Origin of the sequence: Bacillus sp. FSL K6-1106 (assembly GCF_038005245.1) — a bacterium.
In the GTDB taxonomy this organism is placed as follows: domain Bacteria; phylum Bacillota; class Bacilli; order Bacillales; family Bacillaceae; genus Bacillus; species Bacillus altitudinis.
This window is the reverse complement of record NZ_JBBOSV010000001.1, coordinates 822,229-844,913: the sequence shown is the minus strand read 5'-3', so window position 1 is coordinate 844,913 and position 22,685 is coordinate 822,229. Positions and strand designations below refer to the sequence as shown.

Sequence of the window (22,685 nt, the reverse complement as noted above, 5' to 3'; positions counted from 1 at the left end):
CATATATTCAAACATCAAAAGTACAGGAGGATCAAATATGGACAAAGCTCGTTTTATGAAACAAATCGTCCTTATCTTCTCAATTGTTCTGCTCGCGTCTTCATTGATGACAGCTGAAAAAAGTGAAGCTTTCACGAATCAAGTGATTCAGCGAGGAGCTACAGGAGAAGATGTCGTCGAGCTCCAGGCAAGGCTCCAATACAATGGTTTTTACAATGGAAAAATAGACGGGGTGTATGGCTGGGGAACTTACTGGGCCGTGCGCAATTTTCAAAGCCAGTTTGGTGTAAAGAAAGTCGATGGACTCGTAGGGGAAAAAACAAAAAGCCTATTAGTTCAAAAGACGAAATACTATAAAGAGTTTGTGCAGCAGCAGCTGCAAAAAGGAAATCAGTTTACGCATTATGGTGGGAAACCTCTTGATCAGCAAACAAAGGCTCCTGCGCAAAGAAACACGCAAAAAAAGACAGCACAAGGTGCAAAAGAGAATCAAAAAAGTCAAAGCGGAGGAAACAGCTCGTCTGGAAAGCAGTCAGGAAATGGTCAAGCAAATCAAACGCCGAAACAAACAGCAGCCAACATGCCAGGTGGTTTTTCAAGCAATGACATTCAGCTTCTTTCACAAGCTGTTTATAGTGAAGCGAGAGGTGAACCTTATGAAGGACAGGTAGCGATCGCAGCCGTCATCTTAAACCGTTTAAACAACCCGACCTTTCCAAACACGATTGCTGGTGTCATTTTTGAACCGCTTGCGTTTACTGCTGTAGCAGATGGACAATTTTATATGGCACCAAATGAAACCGCTAAAAAGGCAGTATTTGATGCCATTAATGGCTGGGACCCATCTGAAAGCGCCGTTTATTACTTTAATCCTGATACAGCAACAAGCCCATGGATTTGGGGAAGACCACAAATTAAACGAATCGGGAAACATATTTTCTGTGAATAAAAAGAGGTGTAAATAAATGATCAGAGGAATATTGATTGCTATTTTAGGAATTGCTGTCATCTCAACAGGATACTGGGGCTATAAAGAGCATCAAGAAAAAGATGCAGTACTGCTTCATGCAGAGAACAACTATCAAAGAGCCTTCCATGATTTAACGTATCAAGTCGATCAGCTGCACGATAAACTTGGCGCAACACTTGCGATGAATAGCCAAACATCTATATCTCCAGCACTGGCAGATGTATGGAGAATGTCATCAGAAGCGCATAACAATGTCAGTCAGCTTCCGCTCACATTGATGCCTTTTAACAAAACAGAAGAGTTTCTAGCGAATGTCGGTGACTTTAGCTACAAATCGTCACTTAAATCTTTATCAGATGAACCATTAAACAAAGATACACACAAAACCATTACCACTTTATATGATCAAGCGGCAGATATTCAAAACGAACTTAGACAAGTGCAGCATCTCGTACTCAACAAAAATTTAAAATGGATGGATGTTGAAATGGCACTGGCTGATGGAGATCGAAAAAACGACAACACCATCATTGACGGATTAAAAACCGTTGAGAGAAATGCTGATGCGTTTGCAGATGTTGATCTTGGACCTACAAATGTGTCAACTGAATCAGAAACGCAAGGCTACAATCACTTAAAAGGGCAAAAGATTTCAAAAAAAGAAGCGATTCGCATCGCCCAGCAATTTGCGCCTGACCATAACAAAGATTTCAAGGTGAGAAAAAGTGGGAGTAAAACGAACCGTGATGTCTACAGCCTGTCAATGTCTGACCCAGACAACCGGGCAAACTTTTATTTAGACTTGACTGAAAAAGGCGGCCATCCTGTCTATCTTCTTCAGAACCGTGAAGTGAAAAAACAAAAAATCAGTTTAAATGATGCCTCAGAAAAAGCACTAAGTTTCTTAAAGAAGCATGGATTCGATACCGAATCATTTCATTTAGATGAGAGTGCGCAATTCGATAATATCGGCGTATTTACCTATGTACCTTTACAGAATAACGTATTGCTTTATCCAGATAGTATTCGAATGAAAGTCGCTTTAGATGATGGTGAGGTTGTGGGATTCTCAGCGAAAGACTATTTAATGAATCACAGAAAACGTGACATAAAAGCACCAAAGATTTCTCGAAAAGAAGCTGAAAAGACCTTAAATAAACATGTGAAGATCGAGGATACACATGTAGCTCTTGTTCAAAATGATATGTCAGAGGAAGTTCTCTGCTATGAGTTTTTAGGAACCATTAAAAACGACACGTACCGAATGTTCATTAATGCAGATACTGGAAAAGAAGAAAGAGTAGATAAACTAAAAAATGCAGAACCTATATATAAAGACCTATAGAAAAGGGAGCGAGGAAAAGGCGAATAAGCCTTTTCCTTTTGTTTTATACATGGTTTAATATAAGAGAGGATACGATTTCACAGATGAAAAGAGTGATGAGGAATGTTACAAATAGGGGATGCAATCACAATTGAGTATGTCAATGAGAACAAAGAAGTGAAAACCGCAAAATCGAAAGTTTTGGAAAATAATAACGATGATATTTGCATTAATTATCCAGCTGATAAAGAAACGGGGCGCACGATCTATTTAAATCAAGAAACAGAAATCACCGTCTTCTTTTTCGATGAAAATCAAATTCCATACAAATGTACAAGCAAAGTCATTGGGAAAAGAAAAGAAGATATCCCGATGATTGTCGTTTCGATTCCGCCAAAAGAAGAAATGATTCGGCTTCAGCGAAGAGAATATCTTCGAGTGGATACGATGGTGAAAGCGTCCATTACTCAAAATGGTGAAGAAACCTTCGACACATTTATTGTCAATATGAGTGCTGGCGGTGTAGCAATTGCTGTTCCAGAAGGTGTCTCACTAAAAGAATATGGCGAGGTCGTCACAGAGTTTGAACTTTCACTTAAAGAACCAGTGAAAATTAAAGCGATTGCAGAAATGAATCGTGTTTATCAAGATGAACAGACGGGGAAAACAAGAGCGATTATGGAATTTACTGAAATCACAAACGACCACCAGCAACACATCATGAAGTATTGCTTCCAGCAGCAGCTTCTAACACGTGTAAAAAAAGTATAAGAATAAAGGTTGTTAAAAGCTTCCATACTAGAGAGAAAGAATCTAGCGTTGGAGGCTTTTTGTATGAAAACAATGGAAAGATGGCTATTCAAAGCAGTGCTCATTCAGCTCATTCTGCTTTTGGCGGTTCAGGTCACCCTTCACTTGACGAAAGGAGAACTATTTTTGTCAAAAGTCGTACAATACGAGGGTGTGAATAACATGAGCATTGAAGATTGGATTGAGACATTTAAGCAAAAGGATTGATAGAAAATTCCCCCGTTTGAGCGGTGATCGTGTTACAATTCATAAGGGAGATTCAATCAAGGAGAGGTATTATGAAAAAGAAATTATCTATCGCAATTGACGGTCCTGCTGCAGCAGGAAAAAGCACTGTGGCAAAAATTGTCGCAGCGAAAAAATCATATATTTATATCGATACAGGTGCGATGTACCGCGCAATTACACTTGCAGCACTCAATCAAGGCGTAGACCTTGAAGACGAACAGGCACTTGATGCGTTATTGAAAAACACAGTCATTGAACTTGTGTCAACTGACGAAGGTCAAAAAGTACATTTAGACACGATCGATGTCACAGAAGACATCAGAACAGACCGCGTAAGCAATCAAGTCTCTGTTGTTGCAAAGCATCGAGCTGTTAGGGAAGAAATGGTCCGCAGGCAGCAAGAGCTGGGGAACCGAGGCGGTGTCGTCATGGATGGAAGAGACATTGGCACGCATGTTCTTCCAGATGCAGAAGTGAAAATTTTCTTGCTTGCGTCAGTAGAGGAAAGAGCAAAACGTCGTTTTGAAGAAAATCAGAAAAAAGGCTATGATGTCAATTACGATCAGCTGATTGAAGAGATTGCAAGACGTGACAAGCTTGATTCTGAGCGGGAGGTATCACCGCTGAAGAAAGCAGATGATGCCATTGAAATTGACACGACTTCCCTTTCTATTCAAGAGGTTGCAGGTAAAATTTTAGATGCAGCAGAGCGTGTAGAAAAACAGTAAGAAATTTTAGAAAACTTTTATAAGTTAGAGGTTTATCTCTTGACAAACAAGGTCTTTTATTAGAAGTTTATACTAATACTATTTTTATTGATCATTCAAGCAATTCTGTTGATTTGAATGTTTCTATAATACATATTCGGCTGGCAATCATCATGCTAAGGACACATATTCACCCAGTCGTTTTAACTAAGCTGTGTAGGTTTGGACCAAGGAGGTTATCGAAATGACAGAGGAAATGAATCAAATCGATGTTCAGGTACCAGAGGTTGGAGATGTAGTGAAAGGGATTGTTTCTAAAGTTGAGGACAAGCATGTCAATGTAGATATCGTCAATGTGAAACAACCTGGGATCATCCCAATCAGTGAATTATCAAGTCTTCACGTTGAAAAAGCATCAGATGTCGTGAAAGATGGCGACGAGTTAGAGCTTAAAGTAACAAAGGTCGAAGACGATGCTTTGATTTTATCGAAACGTGCTGTTGATGCAGACCGCGCTTGGGAAGACCTAGAGAAAAAGTTTGAAACAAAAGAAGTATTTGAAGCAGAAGTAAAAGACGTTGTCAAAGGTGGTCTAGTGGTCGACATTGGTGTTCGCGGATTTATTCCTGCGTCTCTTGTTGAGGCACACTATGTAGAAGACTTCACTGACTACAAAGGAAAAACACTCTCGCTTGTTGTGGTAGAGCTTGACCGCGAAAAAAACCGCGTGATTCTATCGCATCGTGCAGTCGTTGAGCAAGAACAATTAGACAAGAAGCAAGACTTCCTGCAAAAGCTTGCAGTAGGCAGTGTGATTGATGGAAAAGTGCAGCGCCTGACTGACTTTGGTGCATTTGTTGACATTGGCGGCATTGATGGATTAGTTCACATTTCTCAACTATCCCATGCGCATGTCGAAAAGCCATCTGACGTTGTTGAAGAAGGACAGGAAGTGAAAGTCAAAGTTCTTGCTGTTGACCGCGATAACGAACGTATCTCACTATCTATTAAAGAAACATTACCAGGACCTTGGAGCCAAATTGGTGAAAAGGTAAAACAAGGTGATGTTCTTGAAGGAACCGTTCAACGCCTTGTGAGCTTTGGAGCATTTGTTGAAATTCTGCCAGGTGTAGAAGGACTTGTGCATATTTCCCAAATTTCACACAAACATATCGGTACTCCTCAAGAAGTCCTTGAAGAAGGGCAGACTGTGAAAGTGAAAGTGCTTGATGTCAATGAAGATGAAGAGCGCATTTCACTTAGCATTCGTGAATTAGAAGAGAATCCTGAAAAACAAATCGAAGAGGATTACCGTCAATATCAGGCGAAAGAAGAAAATACAAGCGGATTCCAGCTTGGTGACCTGATTGGTGATAAACTCAATAAACTAAAATAATTTGGTGATCAAAATTGACGCGAGCAGAAAGAAAGAAACAGCATATTGAGCATGCTTTGTCGACTGGCCAGCATGCAGCAACAGGTTTACAAGATGTTTCCTTCGTTCACGCCAGTTTACCAGATCTTGCGACATCACAAATTGATACACATACGACAATTGGCGGACTGACTTTCGGTTCGCCAATTTTTATCAATGCAATGACTGGTGGAGGCGGAGAATCGACCTATGAGATTAATCGCTCTTTATCTATCGCAGCGAAGGAAACCAATATTCCAGTAGCAGTCGGATCACAAATGGCTGCACTGAAAGATGCAGACGAACGACGTACGTATGAAGTGGTTCGAAAGGTGAATCCAGATGGACTCGTTTTTGCCAATTTGGGCAGTGAGGCGACAATTCAGCAAGCACGGGATGCCGTTGACATGCTGGGGGCAAACATGCTCCAAATTCACTTAAACGTGATTCAAGAGATTGTCATGCCTGAAGGAGATCGTGATTTCAGAGGTGCTGTTGAGCGGATCTCAGCCATTGCTGAATCAATTGAGGTGCCTGTTGTCGTCAAAGAAGTTGGATTTGGGATGAGTAAGGAAACAGCAAAGAAATTATTTGATGCTGGAGTTGCTGCTGTTGATGTAGGTGGATTTGGGGGAACGAATTTTTCTAAAATCGAGAACCTGCGCCGTCAAAAAGCACTTCGCTATTTTGACCAGTGGGGAATTCCAACTGCAGCGAGTCTGGCTGAAGTACATACAGCCTTTCCAGATCAAACCGTCCTAGCTTCTGGAGGCATTCAAGATGCTCTTGATGTGACAAAATCAATTGCTCTTGGTGCGTCTGCCGTTGGATTAGCCGGCTTTTTCTTAAAATCCCTGACGAGTGGAGGAGAAAAGGGCCTCATCTCTGATATCATTGATCTACAAGATGATGTGAAGATGTTGATGACAGTACTTGGCATGAAAACAATGGAGGAGCTAAGGCAAGCTCCGATTGTGCTTACAGGGGAAACAAGTCATTGGCTAAAAGAAAGAGGCGTGGATACTACGTACTATAGTTTAAGAAATAAGAAGACAAAGGACTAAATGAAATGTAGCCCTTTGTCTTCTTTTCAGTGTGAAAGAAAACTTTTTTTGTCTATGAAAGACAGCTGCTTTTTGCGGAGCGAATTTGACATTCGTGAGCACCAATGCGCAGGACTGACACTGAATGCGAGGGTTTGTCTGCACGCTGAGACATGTGGTAATCACATGTCTTTTTTTATTGATTTCTTTTGCGAGCGTCTTCCGGGCCTTCTAAAGTTGTTGCCCCTTTGTGATGAATGGATTGATCGCGATCAGATTCAACTCTTCTTGACGCCTTTAGGCGTTTTTCCTGTCTATCCTTACCCATCATACATCCCTCCTCAACTATTAGGGTGTCACCTCTTGTTTATTTCATGCAAATCCCGCACCTTCTCATACGTTTAAAAACTGGAGATTTTCCCATAATGTAATTGAGGTGATGAGGGTTGGAGGCATTGTACTATTATTGGTCAATATGGTTCGTTTGGATTATGGTGACATTTATCATGGAGAAAAGCACGTGGCGCAATGTACTGGGCGTATGTGTTCTCATTCATATTATATGCAGTCATGTCATGGTTTCTATTTTAGACATTAGGATCAATGCAGGATTTTTGATGACCTTTTTATATGCTTGCATGTCATTCGTGATCTTTAGGCCTGCTCATCGAATCATGCGAATCATGCAATTAGGTTCCATGGTCAGTGCGTATGCCTTTTTTATGATTTTTGCATTATATGATCCAGTTTGGTTCACGATAATAAAGGTGGACTGGGTTGTATTTGCCTTGCTGATCTTGATGTGTTTAACATATGGGCATCAGTTAACGGAACGGATCACTTTATGGATGATGGCTATATGTCTGGGGGAAGCCCTTTATGCGCTTACGATTCATCGCCTCACTTCTTCCATTGTCATAGGAGATCTCTCGTTTCTTTCCATGGCTGTTCAAGGAGCTGTCTTTCTATTAGGTGTAGGTCAGCTTGAAAAACTCTTGAACACCCGTTCATCTAGAAAACCAGTAAAAGGGGCTGCAAAATCAACATGACGGATTACACGTTTCCTGTAATTATTGGTGTCATCTTTGGGATGGCGGCTAGGCTTTATATGCTAAGAACTGATTATCGGCAATATCCCACATATATTCATGGACAAGTGATTCACATTGCGCTAGGTTTTATCGCATCAGGGCTTGGTGCTATTATTATGCCTGCGCTGATCCAGGAAGAATTCACTGCAATTACCTTTCTGACGCTTGCAGCCACGCAATTTCGTGATGTGCGTAATATGGAAAGAAATACATTGACCCAAATGGATTCGTATGAGCTTGTCTCACGAGGCAGTACATATATCGAAGGCATTGCGATCGCCTTTGAAAGTAGAAATTATATTGCCATTCTTACTGCCCTTATTACAACGACCGCCTGTATTTTCTTTTCGCTCGTCGTTGGGACAGTGGTCGGTATTCTTTGTTTTTTCATGGCAAAACTATTAATGTCAGGGAGCCAATTAAAGGATATCGTGAATATTCAAAAAGGGGAACTTCGTTTTGACGGCGCAGGACTTTACGTAAATGATATTTACATTATGAATATCGGGCTGCCTGAAAAGCAAAAATTGATTTTAGAGCATGGAATGGGGTTCATTTTGACTCCGAAGAATTTTAACTCGGCCACAACCATCGCAAACCTTGGGCAGCGGCAAGCTATCTTATTTGATTTATCCAACGTGCTTGGTGTATACCGAGATTCTGGTGAACCATCGCTTTGTCCGCTCGCAAAACGTGATCTGAATAATGGCACACTTGGCGTATTCATTTTACCGCAATGGCAGCGTGAAGATTTGGCTGTCCGTGTATTAGAAGAGGTGCCTATTTTAGAAAATGCCATTAGAATGCCGACAGATTTCATTAAAAAGAAAGTGAGGTAATAGGGCATGGCGAACACCATTGAACAATTTATATTGGCTGTGGCGACAACAAATAAAGAGCGGGTCATTGGCGGAACAGCCGTTTTTTTCTGTGAAAATAAAGAAGAGCTCGACATGTATGCCATGAATTTAGAGGCCATTTTAGATGGAATTGCACACGGCATTGGAGAAGATCTTTACTTGATCGTCAAACATTTTTAAGTTATTCATTGTGGTCTGATTAAAAATTGATATAATATATAAGTTGAACCCTTCATGTTTGAAGGGTTTATTTCATAAAACTGAATGAAAATTATAAATCCCGGTTGAAACATGATGATGAACATATTGAATCGCGGCTGGATTGAAAGGAAGGGTACTATGGGTAAACCTGTCGTAGCCATTGTTGGAAGGCCCAACGTTGGAAAATCTACAATTTTTAATCGAATCGCAGGCGAAAGAATATCGATTGTAGAAGACACACCTGGTGTAACAAGAGATCGAATCTATAGCTCTGCTGAATGGTTAAATTATGACTTTAATTTAATAGATACTGGTGGAATTGATATTGGAGATGAGCCGTTTTTGGCGCAAATTCGGCATCAGGCTGAAATCGCAATGGATGAAGCGGATGTTATTATCTTTATGGTCAATGGAAGAGATGGCGTCACATCTGCGGATGAAGAAGTCGCAAAAATTTTATATCGCACGAAAAAACCTGTCGTACTTGCTGTCAATAAATTGGACAACCCTGAAATGAGAAGCGACGTGTATGACTTTTATGCACTTGGATTTGGCGAACCGTATCCGATTTCTGGAACACACGGACTCGGTCTAGGTGATCTGCTTGATGCTGTCGCAGAGCATTTCAAAAACTTACCAGATACACAGTATGATGAAGAAGTGGTCCAGTTCTGCTTAATCGGCCGCCCAAATGTAGGGAAATCCTCTTTGGTGAATGCGATGCTCGGTGAAGAACGTGTCATTGTCAGCAACATTGCTGGTACAACAAGAGACGCTGTAGATACAATGTTTACGTACAACCAACGTGACTTTGTCATTGTCGACACAGCCGGTATGAGAAAAAAAGGGAAAGTATATGAAACAACAGAGAAATACAGTGTACTCCGTGCGTTGAAAGCCATTGATCGATCGGATGTTGTCGCTGTTGTTCTTGATGGTGAAGAAGGCATTATTGAACAGGATAAACGTATCGCCGGCTACGCACACGAAGCGGGTAAAGCCGTTGTGATCATTGTGAACAAGTGGGATGCTGTTGAAAAAGACGAGCGTACAATGAAGGAATTTGAGCAAAACATTCGCGAGCATTTTCAATTCCTTGATTATGCACCTGTCTTATTCATGTCTGCTCTTACGAAAAAGAGAATTCACACGTTAATGCCAACAATCATTACCGCTAGTGAAAATCATGCGATGCGCGTTCAAACTAACATTCTAAATGATATTATCATGGATGCCGTAGCAATGAACCCAACGCCGACCCATAACGGACAGCGTCTGAAAATTTACTATGCAACACAAGTGGCGATCAAACCGCCGTCCTTTGTTGTGTTTGTAAATGATCCAGAACTTATGCACTTTTCTTATGAGCGTTTCCTAGAAAACCGAATTCGAGATGCATTTGGTTTTGAAGGAACACCAATTAAAATATTTGCGAGAGCGAGAAAATAAAAAGGGTGAGCAGGATGAAGAAAATTTCAGTACTTGGAGCAGGGAGCTGGGGAACAGCTCTTGCGCTTGTATTAGCTGATAATCATCATGATGTACACATGTGGGGACATAGACAAGAATTAATTGATCAAATCAACGAGAAACATGAAAATCATGATTACTTGCCTAATGTTGCATTGCCAGCGTCTATTCAAGCGACAACAGATATGAAACAGGCACTAGAAGAGACAGATGCGATTATTGTCGCTGTGCCAACAAAGGCTATTCGAGAAGTATTGAAACAGGCAAATGAGTTCATTACGTCAAAGGTGCCATTTGTTCATGTCAGTAAAGGAATTGAACCAGATACGCTTCTTAGAATTTCTCAAATGATTGAACAAGAAGTCCCAGAAGCGAAAAGGGAAGCAGTGGTTGTCCTGTCAGGACCAAGTCACGCTGAAGAAGTTGGCTTGCGTCATCCGACAACTGTGACTGTCTCGTCAGAACATATTGAAGCGGCTCAATTTGTTCAAGACTTGTTCATGAACAATAATTTTAGAGTGTACACCAACCCTGATGTGATTGGGGTGGAAATTGGTGGGGCGCTGAAAAACATCATCGCTCTTGCGGCAGGGATCACAGATGGACTCGGATATGGCGATAATGCGAAAGCAGCGCTCATCACAAGGGGGCTTGCTGAAATCGCCCGCCTCGGCACAAAAATGGGAGGAAACCCTCTTACGTTCGCCGGATTAACAGGTGTTGGAGATTTGATTGTCACATGTACAAGTGTTCATTCGCGTAACTGGCGCTGCGGGAATTTACTCGGTAAAGGATATAAGCTCGAAGAAGTGCTTGAAAAAATGGGGATGGTTGTCGAAGGCGTCCGCACAACAAAAGGCGCTTATCAGCTCTCCAAAGAATACAAGGTCAGCATGCCGATTACAGAGGCTCTTTACGGCGTCCTATTTGAAGGGAAAAAGGTTGACGATGCTGTAGAATCCTTAATGGCACGTGTGAAAACACATGAGATGGAAGACCTTGTGAACATGTTCGAAAACCAAACAAAGTAATTGGAAGACTGAACTTAGGCGTGTAGAGGATGCAAGAAGGGGAAGACTTGCATAACATAACAATGAAGTTTGAATAGAGCTTTGCCTCTACAGAATGAGGAAAAATAGTCGACCTAATGACTGAAGCAGAGTCCCCCTCTTTGCTTCAGTTTTTTTATTCACTTTTTTCTGAATGATTGGAAAAATGATTGATATTTTACTTAATTTTGGTTTAGAATGAAATATAAACGCTTACAATTCGTTTATATTAAAGGGGGACAGGCACGATGAGTTTTGCTTTAATCAAGATGTGGTTTGCGCTTGGTTCAATGGGGCTCATGTTTTTAGCCGTTGTAACCATTTATTTGAGTAGGTTTAAGTTGAAGAGCCGATTTCTGAAAATAACAGCCTCAACTGTCGCGTACAGCTTAATGCTCATATCAGGTATTATTGTGTTTTTAGTTGTAGTTAGCGGGCCGGTCAATGAATAAAAAAAAAGGAAGAATGTGATGATCAAAGCAAAAATCAGTGTCATGCTGTTAACACTTATTTTACTTACGGGGTGCCTCTATCCAGAGAATCGCAAAGCTGAAAACCGCGTGCCATATAAAGAGCAGCTGCAAAGTGTGCAGACAGCGATTGAAGATTTTCAAAAAGCGACAAATGGCCTTTTACCGATTGAAACAAAAGAAGGCGACACACCGATTTATCAGAAGTATGTCATTGACTTTAAGCGTCTGTCACCAAGATATTTACATGATGTACCGTCGACATCTTTTGAAGGCGGGGGCGAATATATCTATGTCCTCACAGACGTCGAACAAAATCCAACGGTGAAACTGCTTGATGTCAAAATGACACAAACGATCAGTGAATTACGTCTAAGGATCAAAATATATCAAGATGAACATACATATCCGCCATATGGCAAAGTAGTATCCAAAGATTTATATACGTTAAATGAAAAAAAACTAGGGTTAAAAGCACCGCCTACAGTGACGAGCCCTGTCACGGGTGAATCACTTCCATTACTGATTTCCTCAAATGGCGAAATCTATGTTGACTATCGCAGTGATTTTGCCCAGATTTTGAAAAATACGAAACAAAAGCTGAAACCAGGTGAAAATATTCAAGATGTCTATTGGCAGGAAACCCCGTTTGTACCAGCGTTTTCTGTTCCATATACGATCAACAAAAAAGGTGAGCCGGCTTTTTTAGAAAAAAAGACGTCATAAACAAGAATGAACCTTTCTCCTCTGCATATAAATGAGGAGAAAGGTTTTTTTATGGCTAAACATACTCTCAAAACAAAAAAGGTGTCATATTCAAATAGGACAACGTCATACACATATATTGTCCTGACACCTTTCAAGCACCGTTTGATTGAAGTATAGAGTATTTTATTTGAAAACGAGGATAGCAAGTCCGGGAGGGGATCACTTGGAAAAAGTCGATATTTTCAAGGATATCGCTGAACGAACAGGAGGCGATATATATTTAGGAGTCGTTGGAGCTGTTCGTACAGGGAAATCTACGTTTATTAAAAAGTTTATGGAGCTCGTGGTGCTCCCGAATATCAATAATGAGGCAGACCGTGCAAGAGCACAGGATGAATTGCCGCAAAGCGCAGCAGGAAAAACGATTATGACCACAGAGCCAAAATTTGTGCCAAATCAAGCGGCATCCATTCACGTGAGTGACGGCCTGGATGTCAACATTAGGCTTGTCGATTGTGTAGGCTACACCGTGCCTGGTGCACGCGGGTATGAAGATGAAAATGGTCCGAGAATGATTAATACGCCGTGGTATGAAGAGCCAATCCCGTTTCATGAAGCAGCGGAAATTGGTACACGCAAGGTCATTCAAGAGCATTCAACCATTGGTGTTGTGATTACAACAGATGGATCCATTGGGGAAATCCCAAGACATGACTATATTGAATCAGAAGAACGTGTCATTGATGAACTCAAAGAAGTTGGAAAGCCGTTTATTATGGTGATCAACTCTGTGAGACCTTATCACCCTGAAACAGAAGCACTGCGGCAGGAACTTAGTCAAAAATATGATATTCCTGTACTCGCGATGAGTGTCGAAAGTATGAGAGAACAAGACGTCCTCAGTGTACTTCGTGAAGCATTATATGAATTCCCAGTGCTTGAGGTGAATGTGAACCTGCCAAGCTGGGTCATGGTACTAAAAGAAGATCATTGGCTAAGAGAGAGTTATCAGGATTCAGTGAAAGAAACCGTCAAGGATATTAAGAGATTAAGAGATGTTGACCGAGTGGTAGGTCAGTTCAGTGAATTCGATTTTATCGAAAGAGCGGGCTTAGCAGGCATTGAAATGGGTCAAGGGATCGCAGAAATTGATCTGTATGCGCCGGATGATCTATATGATCATATCCTAAAAGAAGTGGTTGGTGTGGAAATTAGGGGCAAAGATCACCTTCTTGAGCTCATGCAAGATTTTGCACATGCGAAAACGGAGTATGATCAAGTGTCTGACGCTTTAAAAATGGTGAAGCAGACTGGTTATGGAATTGCGGCACCAGCTTTGTCGGATATGAGTTTAGATGAGCCGGAAATCATTAGGCAAGGATCAAGATTCGGCGTCAGATTAAAAGCAGTCGCGCCATCTATTCATATGATTAAGGTAGATGTAGAAAGTGAGTTTGCACCGATTATCGGAACAGAAAAACAAAGTGAAGAGCTCGTCCGATACTTAATGCAAGACTTTGAAGATGATCCGCTTTCTATCTGGAATTCCGATATATTTGGACGCTCACTCAGCTCGCTTGTCAGAGAAGGCATTCAAGCAAAACTTTCGCTAATGCCGGAAAATGCAAGGTATAAACTAAAGGAAACGCTTGAACGAATTATTAACGAAGGATCAGGCGGTCTGATCGCGATTATTCTATAGGATGTGAGACCTCTCATTGATGGGGGTCTTTTTTTGCGTGCAGGTGAAGTCATAAAAAGACAATTGTATAAAGATTAGTCAGATTCAGGCTGAAATTAGGAATATTCGTTCGCAAAAGTGCCCTTAATCCTTGACGAATAAGGATTCTTCCCTTTAAAATGCTTGATATGGTATTTCATATGTGTTAATCTACTTACAGAAAATCTTCACTTTGTTGGACAAACATTCCTTCAAAGAGAAGTTTTCTAATGAAAAGCCATGTATGACGCTTTCTAGACGCTCTTTTTTTCAAAAAAAGTGTATAGAAAGAAGATGAATTGTGAAGAAATGATAACAATCTATTGAATGCATATTTTTGGGAGGAGGTGAAAGGCATGAACAAGACAGAACTTATTAACGCGGTTGCTGAAGCAAGCGAGTTATCTAAAAAAGACGCGACAAAAGCAGTTGATTCTGTTTTTGATACAATTTTAGATGCACTTAAAAATGGTGACAAAATCCAACTTATTGGTTTTGGTAACTTTGAAGTACGTGAGCGTTCAGCTCGTAAAGGACGTAACCCACAAACTGGTGCAGAGATCGAAATCCCTGCAAGCAAAGTACCTGCTTTCAAACCAGGTAAAGCACTTAAAGACGCGGTGGCAGGTAAATAATCGTTATGTGTAATGATCCTATTGAAGGAGTTATACATATACAGTTTCACACTGGTCTAGAAAAGCCCCTTTGATAAGGGGCTTTTCCTTTTGAATCAAATGGTTTGTTTAGAACGCTCTCCTTTGCTTTTAGGATCTGAAGTGTGCTAGAATCTGAATGAAATGTAATCGCCTTTGGAGGATATAATACATGAGTGAAATAAATAAAGAATTAATCGAACACGCGGTACGCGATATATTAAAAGCAATCGGAGAAGATCCAGATCGTGAGGGACTTCTTGATACCCCAAAACGAGTAGCAAAAATGTATGAAGAAGTGTTCTCGGGATTAAATGAAGATCCAAAAGAACATTTTAAAACCATTTTTGGTGAAGATCATGAAGAACTTGTTCTTGTGAAAGATATTGCTTTTCATTCAATGTGTGAACACCATCTTGTGCCATTCTATGGCAAAGCCCATGTCGCTTATATTCCGCGCGGCGGAAAAGTAACGGGACTTAGCAAGCTGGCGAGAGCAGTAGAAGCCGTGGCAAAGCGCCCGCAGCTTCAGGAGCGCATTACATCAACGATTGCAGATAGTATGGTGGAAACTTTAAATCCACATGGTGTGATGATTGTCGTTGAAGCAGAGCATATGTGTATGACGATGCGCGGAGTGAAGAAGCCCGGCGCTAAAACAGTCACTTCAGCCGTACGTGGTACATTTGCAAATGATGCGGCAGCAAGAGCAGAAGTGCTTTCATTTATTAAAAACGACTAATCCATAGATGGAAGGTGAACAGATTGAGTGAAAATAAAGCATCTGATTTTGTGGTGATTAAAGCCATTGATAATGGTGTCAATGTGATCGGCTTAACTAGAGGTTCCGATACAAGATTTCACCATTCCGAAAAGCTCGATAAAGGTGAAGTCATTATCGCACAATTTACTGAGCACACATCAGCCATCAAAGTGCGGGGCGATGCTGTCATTCAAACAAGCTTCGGTGAAATTCAAAGCGAAGCAAAGAAATAACGCACGACTATGCACTTGATAGCATGAAAGTCAGGCCTGATATGGTATAATAAATCTCTATACAATGTAGAGAGCTACATATGAAACTGTAATTTTTGGGACAAGGGTGATATCTTTGCAAGACATCTACGGAATTTTATCTAATCTGAATATAAAATTAAACAAAAAGCTTTCTCATCCTTATTTGGCGAAGCATTTGCGTGCGCCGCTCATCGATGAAGATAAGCTCCTTCTTTTTCATGCAATGTTTGATGAAGCTCAAATCGATGCTGAGAAAAAAGAAAATTATATTTTAACGGCGATGCTTGTGCAAATTGCCCTTGATACCCATGACGAAGTCACAACTGCTGCAGCCATCAAACAAGACGAGTTCAAAAATCGTCAGTTGACCATCCTAGCAGGAGACTATTTCAGCGGTCTCTATTACTCTCTTCTCTCTGACATGAAAGATATTTACATGATCCGTACTCTCGCCACGGCGATCAAAGAGATTAATGAACATAAAATTAGACTATATGATCGATCCATTCAAGATGCAGCCCACTTTTATAAAAGTGTTGCTACAGTAGAATCTGCGCTATTCCAAAGAATTTCTGAGCACTTTCAATTGACGCATTGGAATGAAATTGCAAGTCGCTTCCTTGTTTATAAACGTTTTATGAAACAAGCAGAAGACGACAAACATTTAAAACTTTTTTTGAACGATAGCTATACGGACGCCTATACATGTTTTGACAACTTTGAAAGTGAAGGCTATGAAAAGGCCAAACGATCAATCAAGGAGCATCTAGTTTCATCTCCGATCGTTCAAAAAGAGCTATTAAATCGCTTGGATCATATGAAAAATGAACCTGCGTACCATCAGAAAGTGGAAGAAGGGTAAGTCATGCAGCAATCAAAAGAACAGCGAGTACACGGTGTATTTGAAAAAATTTATAAAAACTATGACCAAATGAACTCTGTCATTAGCTTTAAACAGCATAAAAAATGGCGCGATAAAACAATGAAGCTCATGAATGTTCAAAAAGGAGCCAAAGCACTAGATGTATGCTGCGGAACTGCCGATTGGACGATTGCGCTTGCAGACGCTGTTGGAGAAACAGGCGAGGTCAAAGGCCTTGACTTCAGTAAAAATATGCTGAGTGTTGGCGAAACGAAGGTGAAAACAGGCGGCTACAATCAAATTGAGCTGCTCCACGGCAATGCAATGGAGCTTCCTTTTGAGGACAACTCATTTGATTATGTCACAATCGGTTTTGGCCTTCGAAATGTCCCTGATTACTTAACAGTGCTAAAGGAAATGACACGAGTGGTAAAACCCGGTGGAATGGTTGTCTGCCTTGAAACATCACAGCCTGAGATGATTGGGTTTAAACAAGGATATTATGTCTATTTCAAATACATCATGCCGCTCTTTGGCAAGCTGTTTGCCAAAAGCTATCAGGAGTATTCATGGCTTCAAGAATCAGCCAAAACGTTCCCTGGCATGAAAGAACTGGCGTCTCTTTTTGAAGAGGCCGGTCTGTCTGATGTCTCGTATCATCCATTTACAGGCGGTGTAGCAGCAACACATATCGGAAAGAAGCTTTGAATAAACGATATTTGGGTGAAAATAATGAAACTAAAAGCAATGATTTCTTTTCTAAATCATGATATCGATATAATTGAAAAAGAGCTTGAACAAACCGTTCGCTCTGATTATGCATTATTAAGTGAAGCCGGTCTTCATTTGCTGCAAGCGGGCGGAAAACGAATCCGCCCCGTTTTTGTTCTCCTTTCAGGCATGTTTGGTGACTATGATATTAATAAAATTAAATATGTAGCCGTAGCGCTTGAATTAATTCATATGGCATCACTTGTCCATGACGATGTCATTGATGATGCAGAACTAAGAAGAGGAAAACCGACGATTAAAGCAAAATGGGACAACAGAATTGCGATGTACACGGGGGATTACTTATTTGCAAGGTCACTCGAGTACATGACGAAAATCAATCACCCAATGGCACATGAAATTTTGTCAAAAATGGTCGTCGAGCTCTGTCTTGGGGAAATAGAACAAGTCAAAGATAAATACAACATGGACCAAAACCTTCGTACATATTTAAGAAGAATTAAACGAAAAACAGCCTTGCTTATTGCAGGCAGCTGCCAATTAGGTGCGATTGCAGCTGGAACAGATGAAAAAACACATAAAGCCCTTTACTGGTTTGGGTACTATGTTGGTATGTCGTACCAGATCATTGATGATGTCCTTGATTTTACATCAACTGAAGAAGAATTAGGCAAACCTGTTGGCGGGGACCTTTTACAAGGAAATGTCACTCTTCCCGTTTTATACGCGCTTCAGAACCCGACGTTAGAAGGTCAATTGAAGCTGATCAATAGTGAAACGACGGAAAAGCAGCTGAAACCTGTGATTGAACATCTCAAACAAACAGATGCGATCGACCGTTCCATTCGAGTGAGTGAAATGTATTTGAAAAAAGCATTTGAACAGCTCGATCAACTTCCGCGCGGGCGGGCTAAATCTTCATTAGCGTCGATTGCAAAATATATAGGTAAACGAAAATTCTGATCAACGTTTCGTTGATTGGTTTTTTTGTGAAATTTTTTGTCAAAAATTGATTATTATAAAAAAAAATGATACGATCACTTTGTAACAATGTAAGCCTATACATACATAATGACGGGGTGGAAAACGTATATGGACAAAACATTTCTTATGGTCAAGCCTGATGGTGTGGAAAGACAATTAATCGGTGAAATTGTGTCAAGATTCGAAAAAAAGGGGCTTCAGCTTGTTGGAGCAAAGCTCATGAGCATTCCAAAAGAAGTAGCAGAAACACATTACGGAGAGCATAAAGAAAAACCATTTTTCGGTGAATTGGTTGACTTTATTACGTCAGGACCTGTATTTGCGATGGTATGGCAAGGTGAACAAGTCGTTGACGTAACAAGGCAGATAATTGGAAAGACAAATCCGAAGGAAGCGCTTCCAGGAACAATAAGAGGCGACTATGGATTAACTGTTGGCAAAAACATTATCCATGGCTCAGACTCACCAGAAAGTGCCGAAAGAGAAATCAACCTTTTCTTTAAACAAGAAGAACTGACAAACTGGGATCAAACGATCTCAAGCTGGATTTATTAATGTTCAAGCCAAAGTGTTCATCAAATGATCACTTTGGCTTTTTTATATTGAGATTTCTATCCGAATTTTCGCATGAGATGATACAAATTTATGATAAAAACAGCTATACTAGGACAAAGATAGATGAGACAGGAGAGGACATTGATGGATCAGTATCAAGTATTTGTTGGAAAATGGAAAAAACTAACTGGGGTAGATCTGAATTTATATAAAGAAGCGCAAATGAAACGAAGATTAACATCTCTTTATGATAAAAAAGGATATAAAGATTTTGAGGCATTTGCGTCTGCTCTTGAAAAGGACAAAGCGCTATTAGATGAAACGATGGATCGAATGACGATCAATGTGTCAGAATTTTACCGAAACTATCAGCGCTGGGAAGTACTTGATCAAAAAATCCTGCCGCTGCTTTCAAAAAACAGCGGCACCCTAAAAATATGGAGTGCAGCTTGCTCTACTGGAGAAGAACCGTATACACTCTCAATGTTGCTATCAAGCCATCCGCTTGTGAAGGACTTCCAAATTATTGCAACGGATATAGATGATAAAGTCCTGCAATCTGCGCAAAAAGGAATATATCATGAACGATCTTTGCAAGAGGTGCCAGATCAAATCAAGCAAAAATATTTCACCAAAGAAGATTCTTCATTTTACACGGTGAAGGATGAGATTCGAAAGCACATTCAATTTAAGAAACACAACCTTTTAGCAGATCCATATGAAAAACAGCTGGATCTCATCGTGTGCAGAAATGTCCTCATCTACTTTACAGAAGAGGCGAAAGAAGAAATTTACTTAAAAATGAGCAGCAGTTTAAAGCAAAACGGCGTATTATTTGTTGGTTCTACAGAACAAATTTTTCACCCAGAAAAGTTTGGATTAACCTCTGCTGATACTTTCTTTTATCAAAAGAAGGGGTAGTAGCTGACTTTTTAGTAGGAAGTGTGTTATCATAGTTTTACTTAAAAGCGTTAATGCGATGAAGGGAGAATAAGTCATGAGGTACTTAACAGCAGGTGAATCACATGGTCCACAACTGACCACAATTATTGAAGGAGTTCCAGCGGGACTTTACATAGAGCAGGATGACATCAATTATGAACTGGCTAGAAGACAAAAAGGTCATGGCCGCGGAAGAAGAATGCAGATTGAAAAAGACCAAGCGAAAGTGTTAAGTGGTGTCCGCCACGGGAAAACATTAGGTTCTCCTATTGCACTTGTTGTTGAAAATAATGATTGGAAGCACTGGACAAAGGTCATGGGTGCAGAGCCGATTACTGAAGAAGAAGAGAGTGAAATGAAGCGTCAAATCTCTCGTCCAAGACCAGGGCATGCGGATTTAAATGGTGCGATTAAATATGGTCACCGTGATATGAGAAACGTATTAGAGCGCTCATCAGCACGCGAGACAACGGTTCGTGTAGCAGCAGGTGCAGTAGCGAAACAAATTTTGGCTCACCTTGGAATCAAAGTGGCTGGTCACGTCCTTGAAATTGGTGGAGTAAAAGCTTCCCATACCGCTTATGAATCTATTGAAGATTTGCAAAAAGTAACAGAAGAATCACCTGTTCGCTGCTATGACAGTGAAGCTGGTCAAAAAATGATGGATGCCATTGACGAAGCGAAGCAAAACGGCGATTCAATTGGTGGTATTGTCGAAGTCATCGTTGAAGGGATGCCAGTTGGGGTCGGCAGCTATGTGCACTATGACCGCAAACTGGATAGCAAGCTTGCAGGCGCAGTACTGAGTATCAACGCTTTTAAAGGAGTTGAATTCGGTATTGGCTTTGAGGCGGCTTCTAAAAATGGCAGTGAAGTTCATGATGAAATCATCTGGGATGAAGAAAAAGGCTATACGAGAAAAACAAATCGCTTAGGTGGTCTTGAAGGCGGAATGTCAACTGGCATGCCAATCGTCGTAAGAGGGGTTATGAAACCAATCCCAACCTTATACAAACCATTGCAAAGCGTGGATATTGAGACAAAAGAACCTTTCTCTGCAAGTATTGAGCGTTCTGACAGCTGTGCTGTTCCAGCCGCAAGTGTTGTCGCAGAAGCAGTCGTTGCATGGGAAATCGCCAATGCAGTGGTTGAGCAGTTTGGTCTTGATCAAATTGACCGCATTAAAGAAAATGTGGACAAAATGCGCCAGCTTCAGAGGGAGTTTTAATGAAAACACTGGAAGTGAAGACGTCTTCAGCCACTTATCCTGTATATATCGGTGATGGGATTAGACAAAATATCGTAGACTTGATTACTTCCACTGGGCGATCCTACACGAAGCTCTTCATCGTGACAGATTCAGCCGTCGATGCCCTTTATGGAGATGAAATGGTTCAATTACTTAAACAGAAATGGTCTGTACAAAAAGTAGTGGTGCCAAACGGAGAACAATCAAAATCTTTTGCGCAGTTTGAGCAGATTCATACGAAAGCTATCCAATTTCAACTCGACCGCTCCTCATGCATCATTGCATTAGGAGGCGGGGTGATTGGAGACTTGGCTGGCTTTGCTGCTGCCACTTATATGAGAGGCATTGATTTTATTCAAGTACCGACCACGCTGCTTGCACATGATAGTGCAGTCGGCGGAAAAACCGGAATCAATCATCCGCTCGGCAAAAATTTAATTGGTGCGTTTCATCAACCGGCTGCTGTCATTTATGATACAAGTATGCTAGAGACACTCTCACCAATAGAGCTGAGATCAGGCTTTGCAGAAGTGATAAAACATGCACTGATTTCAAGTGAAGTCTTTTTATCAGAACTGATGTCCATTCGTTCGTTGACAGAATTATCAAAGGATGAACTGGCACATATGCTTTATCAAGGGATTCAAGTGAAGGCATCCATTGTTCAAGAAGATGAAAAAGAACAAGGTGTGCGGGCATACTTGAATTTAGGTCATACACTAGGGCATGCCATTGAAGCGGAGTATGGATACGGTGCGATCACGCATGGAGATGCCATTGCAATTGGCATGCAGTTTGCTTTATATGTCAGTGAAAAAGAGCAAGGACTCAGCCTAGATCGTGAGAAACTTAAATTGTGGATGAAAGAACTAGGGTTCCCAGTACAAGTCACACAAACGATTTCAACCAAAACATTTGTCGATCGCATGATTGGTGATAAGAAGGCAAGAGGCGGGAGTGTTCAGTTTGTTTTGCTAAAACAAGTTGGAGACGTCACCCTGCAATCTTTCACAAAAGATGAGCTGTATCACTGGCTCGAAGAATGGAAACGGGAGGAGGGCTGTCTATGATGTTTCGCGGGATACGCGGGGCTACAACTGTGACAGAAGATACAGAAACAGAAGTGTTAACCAAAACGAAGCAGCTGCTAGAAGCGATCATTTCAAAAAATCAAGTAGATCCAGAGCGTGTCGTGCAGATCTTGATTTCAGCTACACAAGATATTCACTCTGTTTTTCCAGCAAAAGCACTCAGGCAGTTTGAAGGATGGACCTATGTGCCTGTCACTTGTATGCAAGAGCTTGACATTGATGGAGGTCTAAAGAAGTGTATTCGCGTTTTAATGACCGTTCAGACAGATGTCAAGCAGGAAGACATCCAGCACGTATACTTGGAAGAGGCTGTCACGCTTCGGCCTGATTTACAGTTGACAAAAAACAAGGAATTATAATACGATATGAACAGCCGAAGTTTACACACAGGTGTGAACGGCATTGCAAGCTTAGAGAAGATGAGAATGAGACTAGGGTAGTTGAGATGAGTAGAGTTGAGCAGAGATACGATACTTCTATTTAATCATACTGCCTAAAAGAGCGAAGCCTCTTTTAGGCTTATTTCGTATACTCA

Annotated in this window: 27 protein-coding genes; 26 read left to right on the top strand and 1 reads right to left on the bottom strand. The window is 40.9% G+C overall.

The features are described 5' to 3' along the window. Nucleotides 1-37: 37 nt before the first annotated feature. From sleB to fni, 7 genes are all read left to right on the top strand, one after another. Nucleotides 38-949 carry a spore cortex-lytic enzyme gene (gene sleB / locus MHI20_RS04310; RefSeq protein WP_008344509.1) on the top strand — a complete coding sequence of 304 codons (912 nt, stop codon included), beginning with the start codon at nt 38-40 and terminating at the stop codon, nt 947-949. 16 nt (nt 950-965) lie between these two features. After that, the gene (ypeB, locus tag MHI20_RS04305; protein WP_008344510.1) at nt 966-2,315 is read left to right on the top strand and encodes a germination protein YpeB; all 1,350 of its coding nucleotides are present in this window, start codon (nt 966-968) and stop codon (nt 2,313-2,315) included. 102 nt (nt 2,316-2,417) lie between these two features. Continuing rightward, on the top strand, nt 2,418-3,065 hold the full coding sequence (locus MHI20_RS04300) for a flagellar brake protein (protein WP_007500975.1): 648 nt from the start codon (nt 2,418-2,420) through the stop codon (nt 3,063-3,065). Between the two features lie 63 nt (nt 3,066-3,128). Beyond that, a complete protein-coding gene (locus MHI20_RS04295; protein WP_008344514.1) occupies nt 3,129-3,311 on the top strand; it encodes a YpfB family protein in 183 nt (60 codons plus the stop codon). 71 nt (nt 3,312-3,382) lie between these two features. After that, nucleotides 3,383-4,060 (top strand): (d)CMP kinase, encoded by a 678-nt coding sequence (cmk, locus tag MHI20_RS04290; protein WP_017359766.1) that lies wholly within the window; start codon nt 3,383-3,385, stop codon nt 4,058-4,060. Nucleotides 4,061-4,283: 223 nt separating this feature from the next. Beyond that, nucleotides 4,284-5,435: a 30S ribosomal protein S1 gene (rpsA, locus tag MHI20_RS04285; RefSeq protein WP_008344519.1), complete on the top strand. Its 1,152-nt coding sequence runs from the start codon at nt 4,284-4,286 to the stop codon at nt 5,433-5,435. A 14-nt stretch (nt 5,436-5,449) separates the two neighbouring features. Beyond that, entirely contained in the window at nt 5,450-6,517 is a 1,068-nt protein-coding gene (gene fni / locus MHI20_RS04280) for a type 2 isopentenyl-diphosphate Delta-isomerase (RefSeq protein WP_046527082.1), read from the top strand. A gap of 175 nt (nt 6,518-6,692) precedes the next feature. On the opposite strand, the gene MHI20_RS04275 is transcribed toward fni, so the two are convergent. Then, a complete protein-coding gene (locus MHI20_RS04275) occupies nt 6,693-6,824 on the bottom strand; it encodes a YpzI family protein (RefSeq protein ID WP_008344525.1) in 132 nt (43 codons plus the stop codon). 118 nt (nt 6,825-6,942) lie between these two features. Between MHI20_RS04275 and MHI20_RS04270 the strand changes: the two genes are divergently transcribed. The 19 genes from MHI20_RS04270 to aroH all read left to right on the top strand — a co-directional run bounded on the left by MHI20_RS04270 (nt 6,943) and on the right by aroH (nt 22,509). Further along, nucleotides 6,943-7,545 (top strand): YphA family membrane protein, encoded by a 603-nt coding sequence (locus MHI20_RS04270; RefSeq protein WP_419145717.1) that lies wholly within the window; start codon nt 6,943-6,945, stop codon nt 7,543-7,545. Continuing rightward, nucleotides 7,542-8,426 (top strand): YIEGIA family protein, encoded by an 885-nt coding sequence (locus tag MHI20_RS04265; protein ID WP_007500964.1) that lies wholly within the window; start codon nt 7,542-7,544, stop codon nt 8,424-8,426. Before MHI20_RS04270 ends, MHI20_RS04265 begins: the two co-directional genes overlap by 4 nt. A gap of 6 nt (nt 8,427-8,432) precedes the next feature. Next, nucleotides 8,433-8,627 carry a capping complex subunit for YIEGIA gene (locus tag MHI20_RS04260; RefSeq protein WP_008344527.1) on the top strand — a complete coding sequence of 65 codons (195 nt, stop codon included), beginning with the start codon at nt 8,433-8,435 and terminating at the stop codon, nt 8,625-8,627. Nucleotides 8,628-8,786: 159 nt separating this feature from the next. Continuing rightward, entirely contained in the window at nt 8,787-10,097 is a 1,311-nt protein-coding gene (gene der / locus MHI20_RS04255; protein WP_008344528.1) for a ribosome biogenesis GTPase Der, read from the top strand. Between the two features lie 14 nt (nt 10,098-10,111). Next, nucleotides 10,112-11,149: an NAD(P)H-dependent glycerol-3-phosphate dehydrogenase gene (locus MHI20_RS04250; protein ID WP_268431882.1), complete on the top strand. Its 1,038-nt coding sequence runs from the start codon at nt 10,112-10,114 to the stop codon at nt 11,147-11,149. Between the two features lie 266 nt (nt 11,150-11,415). After that, a complete protein-coding gene (locus tag MHI20_RS04245; RefSeq protein ID WP_024718503.1) occupies nt 11,416-11,619 on the top strand; it encodes a DUF2768 domain-containing protein in 204 nt (67 codons plus the stop codon). An 18-nt stretch (nt 11,620-11,637) separates the two neighbouring features. After that, complete coding sequence (locus MHI20_RS04240; RefSeq protein WP_007500961.1) at nt 11,638-12,363, top strand: hypothetical protein; 726 nt, start codon at nt 11,638-11,640, stop codon at nt 12,361-12,363. A 205-nt stretch (nt 12,364-12,568) separates the two neighbouring features. Continuing rightward, nucleotides 12,569-14,047: a stage IV sporulation protein A gene (spoIVA, locus tag MHI20_RS04235; RefSeq protein ID WP_008344534.1), complete on the top strand. Its 1,479-nt coding sequence runs from the start codon at nt 12,569-12,571 to the stop codon at nt 14,045-14,047. Between the two features lie 374 nt (nt 14,048-14,421). Continuing rightward, a complete protein-coding gene (gene hbs, locus MHI20_RS04230; protein ID WP_003215863.1) occupies nt 14,422-14,700 on the top strand; it encodes a non-specific DNA-binding protein Hbs in 279 nt (92 codons plus the stop codon). 190 nt (nt 14,701-14,890) lie between these two features. Then, nucleotides 14,891-15,460: a GTP cyclohydrolase I FolE gene (gene folE, locus MHI20_RS04225; RefSeq protein WP_003215789.1), complete on the top strand. Its 570-nt coding sequence runs from the start codon at nt 14,891-14,893 to the stop codon at nt 15,458-15,460. A 23-nt stretch (nt 15,461-15,483) separates the two neighbouring features. Further along, on the top strand, nt 15,484-15,714 hold the full coding sequence (gene mtrB / locus MHI20_RS04220; protein WP_008344541.1) for a trp RNA-binding attenuation protein MtrB: 231 nt from the start codon (nt 15,484-15,486) through the stop codon (nt 15,712-15,714). Nucleotides 15,715-15,829: 115 nt separating this feature from the next. After that, complete coding sequence (locus MHI20_RS04215) at nt 15,830-16,597, top strand: heptaprenyl diphosphate synthase component 1 (protein WP_024718505.1); 768 nt, start codon at nt 15,830-15,832, stop codon at nt 16,595-16,597. A gap of 3 nt (nt 16,598-16,600) precedes the next feature. Continuing rightward, entirely contained in the window at nt 16,601-17,305 is a 705-nt protein-coding gene (locus tag MHI20_RS04210; protein ID WP_007500957.1) for a demethylmenaquinone methyltransferase, read from the top strand. A gap of 24 nt (nt 17,306-17,329) precedes the next feature. Next, nucleotides 17,330-18,292: a heptaprenyl diphosphate synthase component II gene (gene hepT / locus MHI20_RS04205; protein WP_007500951.1), complete on the top strand. Its 963-nt coding sequence runs from the start codon at nt 17,330-17,332 to the stop codon at nt 18,290-18,292. A 129-nt stretch (nt 18,293-18,421) separates the two neighbouring features. After that, the gene (ndk, locus tag MHI20_RS04200) at nt 18,422-18,868 is read left to right on the top strand and encodes a nucleoside-diphosphate kinase (RefSeq protein WP_003216015.1); all 447 of its coding nucleotides are present in this window, start codon (nt 18,422-18,424) and stop codon (nt 18,866-18,868) included. A gap of 144 nt (nt 18,869-19,012) precedes the next feature. Continuing rightward, nucleotides 19,013-19,789 (top strand): CheR family methyltransferase, encoded by a 777-nt coding sequence (locus MHI20_RS04195; protein ID WP_282900957.1) that lies wholly within the window; start codon nt 19,013-19,015, stop codon nt 19,787-19,789. A 76-nt stretch (nt 19,790-19,865) separates the two neighbouring features. Next, entirely contained in the window at nt 19,866-21,038 is a 1,173-nt protein-coding gene (aroC, locus tag MHI20_RS04190) for a chorismate synthase (RefSeq protein WP_008344548.1), read from the top strand. Then, nucleotides 21,038-22,129 carry a 3-dehydroquinate synthase gene (gene aroB, locus MHI20_RS04185; RefSeq protein ID WP_056704669.1) on the top strand — a complete coding sequence of 364 codons (1,092 nt, stop codon included), beginning with the start codon at nt 21,038-21,040 and terminating at the stop codon, nt 22,127-22,129. Before aroC ends, aroB begins: the two co-directional genes overlap by 1 nt. Then, nucleotides 22,126-22,509: a chorismate mutase gene (gene aroH, locus MHI20_RS04180; protein WP_008344549.1), complete on the top strand. Its 384-nt coding sequence runs from the start codon at nt 22,126-22,128 to the stop codon at nt 22,507-22,509. Before aroB ends, aroH begins: the two co-directional genes overlap by 4 nt. The last annotated feature ends 176 nt before the right edge of the window (nt 22,510-22,685 follow it).

Bases quoted from the DNA above. Each gene is read 5' to 3' on its own strand.
- sleB (WP_008344509.1), top strand. From the start codon at position 38: ATGGACAAAGCTCGTTTTATGAAACAAATCGTCCTTATCTTCTCAATT.
- MHI20_RS04275 (WP_008344525.1), bottom strand. From the start codon at position 6,824: ATGGGTAAGGATAGACAGGAAAAACGCCTAAAGGCGTCAAGAAGAGTT.
- MHI20_RS04245 (WP_024718503.1), top strand. From the start codon at position 11,416: ATGAGTTTTGCTTTAATCAAGATGTGGTTTGCGCTTGGTTCAATGGGG.
- aroB (WP_056704669.1), top strand. From the start codon at position 21,038: ATGAAAACACTGGAAGTGAAGACGTCTTCAGCCACTTATCCTGTATAT.
- MHI20_RS04240 (WP_007500961.1), top strand. From the start codon at position 11,638: ATGATCAAAGCAAAAATCAGTGTCATGCTGTTAACACTTATTTTACTT.
- folE (WP_003215789.1), top strand. From the start codon at position 14,891: ATGAGTGAAATAAATAAAGAATTAATCGAACACGCGGTACGCGATATA.
- hepT (WP_007500951.1), top strand. From the start codon at position 17,330: ATGAAACTAAAAGCAATGATTTCTTTTCTAAATCATGATATCGATATA.
- hbs (WP_003215863.1), top strand. From the start codon at position 14,422: ATGAACAAGACAGAACTTATTAACGCGGTTGCTGAAGCAAGCGAGTTA.
- MHI20_RS04265 (WP_007500964.1), top strand. From the start codon at position 7,542: ATGACGGATTACACGTTTCCTGTAATTATTGGTGTCATCTTTGGGATG.
- rpsA (WP_008344519.1), top strand. From the start codon at position 4,284: ATGACAGAGGAAATGAATCAAATCGATGTTCAGGTACCAGAGGTTGGA.
- cmk (WP_017359766.1), top strand. From the start codon at position 3,383: ATGAAAAAGAAATTATCTATCGCAATTGACGGTCCTGCTGCAGCAGGA.
- aroC (WP_008344548.1), top strand. From the start codon at position 19,866: ATGAGGTACTTAACAGCAGGTGAATCACATGGTCCACAACTGACCACA.
- ypeB (WP_008344510.1), top strand. From the start codon at position 966: ATGATCAGAGGAATATTGATTGCTATTTTAGGAATTGCTGTCATCTCA.
- MHI20_RS04300 (WP_007500975.1), top strand. From the start codon at position 2,418: ATGTTACAAATAGGGGATGCAATCACAATTGAGTATGTCAATGAGAAC.
- MHI20_RS04260 (WP_008344527.1), top strand. From the start codon at position 8,433: ATGGCGAACACCATTGAACAATTTATATTGGCTGTGGCGACAACAAAT.
- MHI20_RS04250 (WP_268431882.1), top strand. From the start codon at position 10,112: ATGAAGAAAATTTCAGTACTTGGAGCAGGGAGCTGGGGAACAGCTCTT.
- der (WP_008344528.1), top strand. From the start codon at position 8,787: ATGGGTAAACCTGTCGTAGCCATTGTTGGAAGGCCCAACGTTGGAAAA.
- MHI20_RS04295 (WP_008344514.1), top strand. From the start codon at position 3,129: ATGAAAACAATGGAAAGATGGCTATTCAAAGCAGTGCTCATTCAGCTC.
- aroH (WP_008344549.1), top strand. From the start codon at position 22,126: ATGATGTTTCGCGGGATACGCGGGGCTACAACTGTGACAGAAGATACA.
- ndk (WP_003216015.1), top strand. From the start codon at position 18,422: ATGGACAAAACATTTCTTATGGTCAAGCCTGATGGTGTGGAAAGACAA.
- MHI20_RS04195 (WP_282900957.1), top strand. From the start codon at position 19,013: ATGGATCAGTATCAAGTATTTGTTGGAAAATGGAAAAAACTAACTGGG.
- MHI20_RS04210 (WP_007500957.1), top strand. From the start codon at position 16,601: ATGCAGCAATCAAAAGAACAGCGAGTACACGGTGTATTTGAAAAAATT.